At 71.5% G+C, this 11,181-nt stretch carries 10 protein-coding genes; 8 read left to right on the top strand and 2 right to left on the bottom strand.

The annotated features are described in order from the left end of the window. Positions 1-110: 110 nt before the first annotated feature. From ACFWEK_RS12280 to ACFWEK_RS12290, 3 genes are all read left to right on the top strand, one after another. On the top strand, positions 111-1,922 hold the full coding sequence (locus ACFWEK_RS12280; RefSeq protein WP_430554228.1) for an AMP-dependent synthetase/ligase: 1,812 nt from the start codon (positions 111-113) through the stop codon (positions 1,920-1,922). A 104-nt stretch (positions 1,923-2,026) separates the two neighbouring features. After that, the gene (locus ACFWEK_RS12285; protein WP_430545227.1) at positions 2,027-3,835 is read left to right on the top strand and encodes a DEDD exonuclease domain-containing protein; all 1,809 of its coding nucleotides are present in this window, start codon (positions 2,027-2,029) and stop codon (positions 3,833-3,835) included. After that, on the top strand, positions 3,829-4,110 hold the full coding sequence (locus ACFWEK_RS12290) for an Lrp/AsnC family transcriptional regulator (RefSeq protein ID WP_380323486.1): 282 nt from the start codon (positions 3,829-3,831) through the stop codon (positions 4,108-4,110). Before ACFWEK_RS12285 ends, ACFWEK_RS12290 begins: the two co-directional genes overlap by 7 nt. A 61-nt stretch (positions 4,111-4,171) precedes the next feature. Here ACFWEK_RS12290 and trpD read toward each other — a convergent pair whose 3' ends face one another. Further along, entirely contained in the window at positions 4,172-5,197 is a 1,026-nt protein-coding gene (gene trpD, locus ACFWEK_RS12295) for an anthranilate phosphoribosyltransferase (RefSeq protein ID WP_430554231.1), read from the bottom strand. Between the two features lie 144 nt (positions 5,198-5,341). Further along, positions 5,342-5,821: a hypothetical protein gene (locus tag ACFWEK_RS12300; protein WP_430554229.1), complete on the bottom strand. Its 480-nt coding sequence runs from the start codon at positions 5,819-5,821 to the stop codon at positions 5,342-5,344. Between the two features lie 267 nt (positions 5,822-6,088). Between ACFWEK_RS12300 and ACFWEK_RS12305 the strand changes: the two genes are divergently transcribed. The 5 genes from ACFWEK_RS12305 (at position 6,089) to ACFWEK_RS12325 (ending at position 11,134) form a co-directional block, all read left to right on the top strand. After that, a complete protein-coding gene (locus ACFWEK_RS12305) occupies positions 6,089-6,742 on the top strand; it encodes a heme-copper oxidase subunit III (protein WP_430545223.1) in 654 nt (217 codons plus the stop codon). A 67-nt stretch (positions 6,743-6,809) separates the two neighbouring features. After that, entirely contained in the window at positions 6,810-7,589 is a 780-nt protein-coding gene (locus ACFWEK_RS12310) for a c-type cytochrome (protein WP_430545222.1), read from the top strand. Then, entirely contained in the window at positions 7,586-8,638 is a 1,053-nt protein-coding gene (locus tag ACFWEK_RS12315; RefSeq protein ID WP_430545221.1) for a Rieske 2Fe-2S domain-containing protein, read from the top strand. Before ACFWEK_RS12310 ends, ACFWEK_RS12315 begins: the two co-directional genes overlap by 4 nt. Further along, a complete protein-coding gene (locus ACFWEK_RS12320; protein WP_430545220.1) occupies positions 8,635-10,338 on the top strand; it encodes a cytochrome bc complex cytochrome b subunit in 1,704 nt (567 codons plus the stop codon). The genes ACFWEK_RS12315 and ACFWEK_RS12320 overlap by 4 nt, the downstream gene beginning before the upstream one ends. A 169-nt stretch (positions 10,339-10,507) precedes the next feature. Next, on the top strand, positions 10,508-11,134 hold the full coding sequence (locus ACFWEK_RS12325; protein WP_430554230.1) for a superoxide dismutase: 627 nt from the start codon (positions 10,508-10,510) through the stop codon (positions 11,132-11,134). Positions 11,135-11,181: the final 47 nt, after the last annotated feature.

The raw sequence follows: 11,181 nt of genomic DNA on the forward strand, positions 1-11,181 counted from the left end.
GTACATCGAACGCCCAAAACACCGAGAACTACACTCACACAAACTACCTCCCCGTGCAGTGCGATAAGCTGATCGGGGGCCAATGCATGAGCATGGACGATGGAGTCAGCATGGACGAGATCACCATTCCGCAGGCGGTCGAGCTGCCTGCCACGTCGAACCTCAACGACCTCCTCGCCACCCGCGTGGCGAGCGACCCGCGCGCCACGCTCGCCGAGCGTCCCTCCGGCGACGGCTGGCAGCCGGTCTCGGCCGCACAGTTCGACGCCGAGGTGGTGGCCGTCGCGAAGGGGCTGGTCGCCCAGGGCGTGCAGCCCGGCGACCCCGTCGGCATCATGTCGCACACGCGCTACGAGTGGACCCTGCTCGACTTCGCCGCCTGGGCGGCGGGCGCGGTCCCGGTGCCGATCTACGAGACGTCCTCCGCCGAGCAGGTGGAGTGGATCCTCACCGACTCCGGCATCACGCTGCTCATCGTCGAGGACTCCGGCCTCGCCGCCACCGTCGCGGAGGTCTCCGACCGCGCGCCGGCCCTGCGCGAGGTCCTCGAGATCGAGGACGGCGCGATCGCCAAGCTGACGGCCGCGGGCGCCGACGTCGCCGACGACGAGATCGCCCGCCGCCGCGGGATCGCCGACCTCGCCGACGTCGCGACGATCATCTACACCTCCGGCACGACCGGGACCCCCAAGGGCGCCGAGATCACCCACGGCAACCTCGCGCTGCTCGGCGTGAACGCCGTCGCCGCCGTGCCCGAGGTCTTCAAGGACGGCGGGCGCACCCTGCTCTTCCTGCCCCTGGCGCACGTCTTCGCGCGCTACATCGAGATCCTCGCGATCGCGAGCGGCACCGTGCTCGGCCACTGGGCCGACCTCAAGACGGTCACCGCCGGCCTGGAGGCCTTCCGGCCCACCTACATCCTCGCGGTGCCGCGGGTCTTCGAGAAGGTCTACAACGCCGCGGAGCAGAAGGCCGCCGCCGGGGGCAAGCTGAAGATCTTCCACTGGGCGGCCGCGACCGGCATCGCCTACTCGCGCGCGCTCGACACGCCGTCGGGCCCGTCGCTGTGGCTCCGCCTCCAGCACAAGGTCGCCGACACGCTCGTGTTCTCGAAGCTGCGCGCCGTGCTCGGCGGGCAGGCCCAGTACGCCGTCTCCGGGGGCGGCCCCCTCGGTGAGCGGCTCGGGCACTTCTTCCGCGGTCTCGGCGTCACCATCCTCGAGGGCTACGGGCTCACCGAGACCACCGCGCCGACCAGCGTGAACCGCCCCGACGCCATCAAGATCGGTTCGGTCGGGCCCCAGCTGCCCGGCTGCGGGGTCAGGATCGCCCCGGACGGCGAGGTCCTGCTGCGCGGCATCCAGGTGTTCCGCGGGTACCACAACAACCCGGAGGCGACCGCCGAGGCGTTCGACGACGGCTGGTTCCGCAGCGGTGACCTCGGCACGCTCGACGACGACGGCTTCCTCACGATCACGGGCCGCAAGAAGGAGATCATCGTGACGGCCGGCGGCAAGAACGTCGCCCCGGCGATGCTCGAGGACCGGATCCGCGCGCACGCGCTGGTGAGCCAGTGCGTCGTCGTCGGCGACAACCGGCCGTTCATCGGCGCGCTGATCACTCTCGACGCCGAGGGCCTGCCCGGCTGGCTCAAGATGCACGACAAGCCCGAGATGACGCCCGCGCAGGCGGCGACCGACCCGGAGGTGCTGGCCGCGCTCGACGCCGCCGTGACCCGCGCCAACCAGGCGGTCTCGAAGGCCGAGTCGATCCGCAAGTTCGCCGTGCTGCCGGGCGACCTCACGGTCGAGAACGGCTACCTCACGCCCAAGCAGAGCGTGCGCCGCCACGTCTTCGTCAAGGACTTCGCCGCCGAGATCGACGAGCTGTACGTCGACACCCGGCAGAAGTCCGCGAGCTGACCCGGCCCCGCCCGCACGGACCCGAGCCCGCCGAGACCACCGTCTCGGCGGGCTCGCCCGTCCCCGCCCCCCCGGCTGTCGGAGGCCGCCGCTACGGTCCCGGCATGCCGAGCACCACCCCGCACCCGACGCGCACGACCGCGCTCCAGCCCTCGTTCGAGGACCTCGGGACCTCCCTGCGGGACGTCACCTTCGTCGTGGTCGACCTCGAGACGACCGGCGGGCGGGCCGCCGACGGCGGCATCACGGAGATCGGTGCGGTCAAGGTGCGCGGCGGAGAGGTGCTGGGCGAGCTGCAGTCGCTCGTCAACCCGGGCCACCCGGTGCCGGCCTTCGTCGCCCGGCTCACGGGCATCACGACGTCCATGGTCGCCACGGCTCCCCCGGTCGAGCTCGTCCTGCCGAGCTTCCTGGAGTTCGCGCGCGACGCCGTGCTCGTCGCGCACAACGCGCCGTACGACGTCGGCTACCTGCGGGCCGCCTGCGACCGGCTCGGCTACGACTGGCCGGGGTTCCGGGTGGTGGACACCGTCCCCCTCGCGCGTCGCGTCGTCACCCGCGACGAGGCGCCGAACCACAAGCTGTCCACCCTGGCCGCGCTCTTCCGGGCGCGGGTGACGCCCGAGCACCGCGCCCTGGCGGACGCGCGGGCGACCGTCGACGTGCTGCACGCCCTCCTGGAGCGGCTGGCGCCCCTCGGCATCACGCACCTGGAGGATCTCGCCGGCGCCGCCGACCCCGTCCCGCCCGACGTGCGCCGCAAGCGCACGCTCGCCGACGGCCTGCCCGAGGCCCCGGGCGTGTACCTCTTCCGCGGCCCCGGCGACGAGGTCCTGTACGTCGGGACGTCCACGAACCTCCGCAAGCGGGTGCGGTCCTACTTCACGGCCGCCGAGAAGCGCGGGCGCATCACCGAGATGGTGCGGATCGCGCACGCCGTCACGCCCGTGGTCTGCGCGACGCCGCTCGAGGCGTCGGTGCGCGAGCTGCGCCTCATCGCCGAGCACGCGCCGCGGTACAACCGGCGCTCGAAGCACCCGGAGCGCCAGTCCTGGGTGCGTCTCACGGACGAGGCCTACCCCCGGTTGTCGGTGGTGCGCGAGGTGCGGGCCGGGACCCCGCACATCGGCCCGTTCACGTCCCGGCAGGCCGCGCTGGCCGCCGTCGAGGCGGTCCACGACGCCCTGCCCCTGCGCCAGTGCACGGCGCGGCTCCCCCGGGTCGCGCGGACGGCCGGCAGCCCGTGCGCCCTCGCGGGGATGGGACGCTGCTCCGCGCCGTGCACGGCGACGGGCACGCCCGACGAGGGGTACGACGCCGTCGCGGACGCGGCACGCACGGCGCTCACGTCCGACGCCTCGGCCGTCGTCGACGTCCTCGCCGCGCGGGTGGGCCGGCTCGCTGCCCAGGAACGCTTCGAGGAGGCCGGGACCGTGACCCACCGGCTCCGGGCGTTCGTCCAGGGCGCGGCGCGCGCCCAGCGCCTGGACCCCGTCGCCCGGTGCGCCGAGCTCGTCGCCGCGCGGCCCACCCCCGCGGGCGGCTGGGAGCTCGTCGTGGTGAAGCACGCGCGGCTCGCCGCGACCGCCGTCACCGGCCCCGACGAGGACCCGGTGCCCGTCGTCGACGCCCTGCGCGCGACGGCGGAGGCCGTCGCCCCGTCCGTGGCTCCCGCCCCCGCGTGCCATCCCGAGGAGGCCGCCCTCGTGCTGGCGTGGCTGGACGAGCCGGGAGTCCGGCTGGTGCACGTGAGCGACCCCTGGACGTGCCCCGTGCGCTCCGCCGCCGCGCACGCCGACCTCGGCGCGGTCTCGACGACCGTCGCGGGTCTGTGGGCCGCGCCGAGCGAGGACGACGAGACCGCCGGGCGCCTCGCGGCCCCGCCGCCGGTGGCTACGATGACGGCATGCTGACCGCGATCGTGCTCATCGACACCGAGGCCGACCAGATCCCCGAGGTCGCCACCAAGGTCACCGACCTCAAGGGAGTCAGCGAGGTCTACTCCGTCACCGGCAAGGCCGACCTGGTCGCCATGGTGCGCGTGCGGGAGCACGAGGAGCTCGCCGACGTCATCGCCGACGGGATCAGCAAGGTGCCCGGCGTCGTGCGCACGGAGACGCTGATCGCGTTCCGCACCTACTCGCACGTCGACCTCGAGCAGGCGTTCGCGCTCGGCCTCGACGACTGACGTCTGCCGGTCCGACCGGGAGGGCAGGGCGGTCGCGCGAGCCCGGCCCGCGCGACCCGTCTCAGTCCTGCGTCGCGGCCGCCCAGCGCTCCAGCACGCCGGCGGCGGCGCCGTCGTCGATGCTGCGCGCGGCGTGGCCGATGCCCGCCGACAGCCGCTCCACGAGCGTGCCGACGTCCGTGCCGGGCAGGCTGCCGTCGGCGACGAGGGCGGCCGCCGCGTTGAGCAGCACCGTCTCGCGCACCGGGCCCCGGTCGACACCCGTGAGCACGTCGCGTGCCACGCCGGCGTTGTGCTGCGCGTCCCCGCCCCGCAGATCGGCCACCTCGATGCGTCGCAGGCCGAGCTCGGCAGCGGCGTCGAGGTGCACCTCGGCGACCTGACCGTCACGGACGTCCCACACGGTCGAGCCGCCCGTCGCGGCGAGCTCGTCCAGGCCGTCGTCGCCGCGGAACACGAGCGCCCGCGTGCCGCGCGCGGCGAAGACGCCCGCCACCAGCGGTGCCATCCGGGCGTCCGCGACCCCCACGGCCGTGGCGCGGGGCTGCGCGGGGTTGGTCAACGGGCCGAGGAAGTTGAAGGCGGTCGCCACCCCGAGCTCCTTGCGCGCCACGCCGGCGTGGCGGAACGAGGGGTGGAAGACCATCGCGAAGCAGAACGTGATGCCCACCTGGTCGGCGAGCTCTGCGACCCGCTCAGGGCCGTGGTCGAGGCGTACGCCCAGCGCCTCGAGCACGTCGGCAGAGCCGGACGACGAGGACGCGGCACGGTTGCCGTGCTTGACCACCTTGACCCCGGTCCCGGCCACGACGACCGCCGCCATGGTCGAGATGTTCACAGTGTGCGCACGGTCCCCGCCGCTGCCGACGATGTCCACGCTCGACCCCGGGACGGTGAACCGGCGGGCGTGCGCGAGCATCGTGTCCGCGAGCCCTGTCAGCTCCTCGACCGTCTCGCCCTTCGCCCGCAGCGCCACCAGGAAGGCCGCGAGCCGGGCCGGGGAGACCTCGCCCGACATCACCGCGTCCATGGCCCAGGCGGTGTCCTGCGCGGTCAGGTCGTGTCCGGCGATGAGCTGTGTGAGCAGCCCGGGCCACGTCTGCTCGGGCGACCCCTGCTCGGGTGACGTCTGCGCGGGCGCGGGGCGGTCGTTCGTGGACACCAGGTTTCCTCCGGTTCGGTGGACGCGCGGTCCGGACGCCCCGGGCACGTCCCCTGGCGGGTGCGCCCCTCAGACCGTCGCGGCGAGCTGGCCTGCCACGGTGCGCTGCAGCTCGATCGCGTCGAGCGGCCTCGGCACCACGGCGTCGGCGAGCGACCACGATGCTAGCCATCCGTCGTCGGGCCTGCCGGTGAGGACCACGACGGGCGGGCAGCGGTACACCTCGTTCTTGAGCTGGCGGCACAGTCCCATGCCGCCGGACTTGTCCGCCTCACCGTCCAGGACGAGCAGGTCCCACCCGCCGCGGTCCGCCGCGGTGATGAGTGCCGCGGGCGTCGCGACCTCCGCCCACGCGATCTCGGGTGCGTGCGCGCGCAGGCGCGGCCCGACGGCGGTCCGCACGTGGGCGCGGACGGTCCGGTCGTCGCTGTAGAGCAGGATGCGCGGCCCGCGGACCGCCGGGCCCGTGCGGGCCGTCGGGGCGATCGCTCCGGTCGGGCTGGTCGGGCTGGTCGTCGTCGGGTCCATCTGATCCGTCTGATCCGTCACCTGCGGGCTCCCCTTCGCGGACGTGCACGGCACCGGGCACGGGCACGACGTCCGGCAGCGGTACCGCGGCCGTCGGACGTCGACGTTTGCTGGCATCGTGGCACACTCGCGTCACCTCGGGCAGGTGCCGAACGTGGTCTTTTACTGGCACTCTCCATCGATCCGTCACCTCGTAGTGGCAGAGTGGCGAGTTTCCGCAGATTCTGTGCACATCGACTTCCCGCCAGGCCCGCCCGAGTGGCTCGAACCGGCCGTATGTCGGCCATAATGGCTGACGTGTCGACCGCAACGGCTGCTGCCCCCCATGCCCACCAGCACGTGAGCGTCAACCGTCCGAACCCCGTGTCGGTCGGGACGATCGTCTGGCTCGCGAGCGAGCTCATGTTCTTCGCCGGCCTCTTCGCGATGTACTTCACCGTCCGGTCGGTGATGCCCGAGGCGGAGTGGGCCGCTCAGGCGGACAAGCTCAACATCACCTTCTCGACGATCAACACCACCGTGCTGGTGCTGTCGTCGGTCACCTGCCAGATGGGCGTGTGGGCCGCCGAGCGGTTCAAGCCGGTGCGCTCCGGCTCCCTGCTGCAGGTGACCAAGTGGGGCATGCACGAGTGGATGACCCTCACCTACCTCATGGGCGCGTTCTTCATCGGCGGCCAGATCTTCGAGTACACCGAGCTGGTGCACGAGGGCCTGACCATCTCCTCCAGCCCGTACGGCTCGGTCTTCTACCTGACCACCGGCTTCCACGGCCTCCACGTGCTGGGCGGCCTCATCGCCTTCCTGTTCCTGCTGGGGCGCTCCTTCGCCGCCAAGAACTTCGGCCACCACGAGGCCACCACCGCGATCGTCACGTCCTACTACTGGCACTTCGTCGACGTGGTGTGGATCGCACTCTTCGCCGTCATCTACCTCCTGCGATGAACCCCCCGGCCGGCGTCGCCGCCGGCACTGACCCTGCACCTTCGATCTGCGAGACGAGGATCATTTCGTGAAGGCACTCGCCGCCCGCAGGCACCACCGGTTCGCGCCGGTCGTGCTGTTGCTGCTGGCGCTGCTGGTCACGGGCGGCGTCTACGCCGCCCTGGCCCCGAGCCCGGCCCAGGCCGACACCGCCAGCACCGCGGACATCGAGACCGGGAAGAAGCTCTTCCAGGCCAACTGCGCCACCTGCCACGGCCCGAACGCGGAGGGCACCACCGAGGCACCCTCACTCGTGGGCGTCGGCGCGGCCGCGGTCGACTTCCAGGTCTCCACCGGCCGGATGCCGATGCAGATGAACGGCCCCCAGGCCGAGGCCAAGCCCCGGCAGATGGACGAGGCCCAGACCGCCGCGCTCGCCGCGTACGTCGCGTCCCTCGGCGCCGGCCCGGCCATCCCCACCGACGAGCAGGTGGACGGGAGCAAGGGCGACCCCGCCAACGGCATGGCCCTCTTCCGCACCAACTGCGCGATGTGCCACAACGCCGTCGGCGCCGGTGGCGCCCTCTCGGAGGGCAAGTTCGCGCCGCCGCTGTGGGACACCTCCGGCCGCAACGTGTACCAGGCCATGCTCACCGGCCCGCAGTCCATGCCGGTGTTCAACGACGCCAACATCACCCCCGAAGAGAAGCGCGACATCATCGCGTTCCTCGACGAGCAGGACCAGGGCTCGGCCGGCGGCCTCACCCTGGGCTCGCTCGGTCCGGTCAGCGAGGGCCTGTGGGCCTGGATCATCGGCATCGGCCTGATCATCGGCGGCGCGGTGTGGATCGGAGCGAAGTCCTCGTGAGCGAGAACCAGAACCCCCAGGGCCCGTCGCGCGACGTGGCCCGGCACGACGGCGACGGCACGGTCGCCCGGACCGACCGCTTCGCGGACCCGGGCGTCCCCACGCACCACCCGCGGCTCGCCGACACGGACCCGAAGGCGGCCAAGCGCAACGAGCGGATCATCGCGATCCTCTTCGCCATCTCGTGCCTCGGCACGATCGCCTCGATCGTCGCCTACTTCGCCGTGCGTCCCGACGGCACCACGCCCGGCGTGCGCCTCTCGACGGTGCTGCTCGGTGTCGCGATCGCGATCTCCCTGTTCGGTATCGGCTTCGCGGCCGTCCACTGGGCCAAGACCCTGATGTCCGGCAAGGAGTACGTCGAGGAGCGCCACTCGAGCAGCAGCTCGGAGGACGTCCGCGAGGTCGTCCAGCAGCAGTTCAAGGACGGGCTCGAGGACTCCGGCATCGCGCGCCGGCCCGTCCTCAAGGGCGCGGTCGTCTCCGCGCTCGCCCTCTTCCCGCTGACCATCGCGGTGCCGCTCGTCTCGAGCGTCGGCGGCACGTGGAACGTCAACTCCTTCCGGCACACCATCTGGAAGAAGGGCACGCGCCTCGCCTACGACCCGTCCGGCCGCCCGATCAAGGCGTCGGACCTCACGGTCGGCTCCGTCGCGCACGTCATCCCCGACGTGCCCGCCGAGGAGCGCGAGTCGCACGAGTGGATCACCGAGAAGTCGAAGGCCGTCGTCCTCCTCGTCCGCATGGACCCGCGCGACCACAAGCGCGACCACCGCGAGGGCGCCTCCTACGACGGCATCGTCGCGTACTCGAAGATCTGCACCCACGTCGGGTGCCCGGTCGCCCTGTACGAGCAGCAGACGCACCACCTGCTGTGCCCCTGCCACCAGTCGACGTTCGACATCTCCGACGGCTCCAAGGTGGTCTTCGGACCCGCCAAGCGCCCGCTGCCCCAGCTGCCCATCACCGTCGACGACGAGGGGTATCTTGTGGCTGAGGACGACTTCAACGAGCCCGTCGGCCCGAGCTACTGGGAGCGCCTGAAGTGAGCACCACGACCACTCCCCCCACCGCGGCGGAGCCGACCACCGTGATCGGCAAGTCCGCCGACTACCTCGACCAGCGGACCAAGGTCGGCGTGCTCGCGAAGCAGCTCGTCCGCAAGGTCTTCCCGGACCACTGGTCCTTCATGCTCGGCGAGATCGCGCTGTTCTCGTTCGTCGTGCTGCTCATCTCCGGCGTGTTCCTGGCGATGTTCTTCGACCCGTCGATGGCGCTCGTCACGCACCACGGCGCGCCGGCGACCATGGACGGCCAGCTCATGTCCACCGCCTTCTCCTCGACGCTCAACATGTCGTTCGAGGTGCGCGGCGGTCTGCTCATGCGGCAGATCCACCACTGGTCGGCGCTGATCTTCGTCGCCGGCATCGTGGTGCACATGATGCGCGTCTTCTTCACCGGCGCCTTCCGCAAGCCCCGCGAGCTCAACTGGCTGGTCGGCACGCTGCTGCTGATCTGCAGCCTCCTCGCCGGGTTCTCGGGCTACTCGCTCCCGGACGACGTGCTCTCCGGCAACGGCCTGCGCATCACCGACGGCGTCATCAAGTCGATCCCGATCATCGGGTCGTACCTCTCGTGGTTCGTCTTCGGCGGCGAGTTCCCGGGCGAGCACATCATCCCGCGCCTGTTCACGGTGCACATCCTGCTCGTGCCCGCGCTCATCCTGGCGCTGGTCGGCGTGCACCTGTTCCTCATGGTGCTCAACAAGCACACCCAGTACCCGGGCGGCGGCCGCACCGACAAGAACGTGGTCGGCTACCCCGCGGTCCCGGCGTTCGCCACGAAGATGGGCGGCAACTTCTTCATCATCTTCGGCGTGCTGGCCCTCATGGGCGGCACGATGGCGATCAACAACGTCTGGAACTACGGCCCGTACGACCCGTCACCGGTGTCCGCGGGTGCCCAGCCGGACTGGTACATGCTGTTCCTCGAGGGATCGCTGCGTCTGATGCCCGGCCAGGCCGAGATCGTCACGTGGGGTGACTTCACGCTGTCGCTGAACATCCTGGTGCCGGCGGTCATCATCCCGGGCCTGCTGTTCACGTTCCTGTTCGTGTACCCGTTCCTCGAGGCGAAGGTGACCGGCGACCACCGCGAGCACCACGTGCTCGACCGCCCGCGCAACGTCCCGACCCGCACGGGCCTCGGCGTCGCGTTCCTCACGGCGTTCGTCATCCTCGCGCTGGCGGGGTCGAACGACCTCATCGCGACGCACTTCGCCCTGTCGATCAACACGATCACCTGGGTCTTCCGGGTCCTGTTCTTCGTCGGACCGGTCTTCGCCTTCTGGGTCACGAAGCGGATCTGCCTGGGCCTGCAGCGCAAGGACCGCGAGCTGGTGCTGCACGGGCACGAGACGGGCCGCATCGTGCGGTTCGCCAACGGCGAGTACATCGAGGTCCACCGCCCGCTCGACGAGCAGGAGCGCTGGCTGCGCGTCAACTACGAGGCGCGCCGGCCCCTGGAGATCGAGCCCGCGACCGACGCCCGTGGCGTCAAGCGCAAGGGCTACAAGAAGGACAAGCGTTGGCAGAAACTGTCGCAGTTCTTCTACGAGGACCGGGTCGAGCCCGTGACCCCGGCCGAGCTGGCCGCGGCGCACGCTCACGGCGAGCACGACGAGCTCGAGCCCGCCCACGACACCCCCGAGCTGGTCTCGGGGTCTGGCAACGTCGAGCGGGAGCACTGAGTCTCCTGCAGGCTGGACCCATGGCCCGCGCTCCCCTCCCCCGATCCGTCGGGCGGGGTGCGCGGGCCGTCGTCGTCCCCGGCACGTGAGTACGGCCGGGGACCAGCCGTCGACGACGTCCCCACGCACGCCGGTACGACGTGCGGCACGCAACCGGAGGTATCTCAGCATGGCTGTCTACACGCTCCCTGACCTGCCCTACGACTACAGCGCCCTCGAGCCGCACATCAGCGGCAAGATCATGGAGCTGCACCACGACAAGCACCACGCGGCCTACGTCACCGGCGCCAACACCGCCCTGGAGAAGCTCGCCGAGGCCCGCGAGTCCGGCGACAACGCCGCGGTGAACCTGCACGAGAAGAACCTCGCGTTCAACCTCGGCGGCCACACCAACCACACCGTCTTCTGGAACAACCTCTCCCCCGAGGGCGGCGGCCAGCCCGAGGGCGAGCTCGCCGAGGCCGTCAAGGACGCCTTCGGCTCCTTCGACACGTTCCAGGCCCAGTTCGCCGCCGTCGCCACCGGCATCCAGGGCTCCGGCTGGGCCGTGCTCGGCTGGGACTCCATCGGCCAGCGCCTCGCCATCTTCCAGCTCTTCGACCAGCAGGCCAACGTCCCCGTCGGCATCACCCCGCTGTTCATGCTGGACATGTGGGAGCACGCCTTCTACCTCGACTACCTCAACGTCAAGGCCGACTACGTCAAGGCCGTCTGGAACATCGCGAACTGGCAGGACGTCGCCGCCCGCCTCCAGCGCGCCCGCACCCAGACCGCCGGGCTCATCGTCCCCGCCTGACCGGTGCGGCCCGCTCCGGGCCTCCCAGCACGCACAGGGGCCCCGCA

It is taken from the genome of Isoptericola sp. NPDC060257 (genome assembly GCF_042726645.1).
Lineage (GTDB): Bacteria > Actinomycetota > Actinomycetes > Actinomycetales > Cellulomonadaceae > Isoptericola > Isoptericola nanjingensis.

Bases quoted from the DNA above. Each gene is read 5' to 3' on its own strand.
- ACFWEK_RS12290 (WP_380323486.1), top strand. From the start codon at position 3,829: ATGCTGACCGCGATCGTGCTCATCGACACCGAGGCCGACCAGATCCCC.
- ACFWEK_RS12325 (WP_430554230.1), top strand. From the start codon at position 10,508: ATGGCTGTCTACACGCTCCCTGACCTGCCCTACGACTACAGCGCCCTC.
- ACFWEK_RS12280 (WP_430554228.1), top strand. From the start codon at position 111: ATGGACGAGATCACCATTCCGCAGGCGGTCGAGCTGCCTGCCACGTCG.
- ACFWEK_RS12305 (WP_430545223.1), top strand. From the start codon at position 6,089: ATGGCTGACGTGTCGACCGCAACGGCTGCTGCCCCCCATGCCCACCAG.
- ACFWEK_RS12285 (WP_430545227.1), top strand. From the start codon at position 2,027: ATGCCGAGCACCACCCCGCACCCGACGCGCACGACCGCGCTCCAGCCC.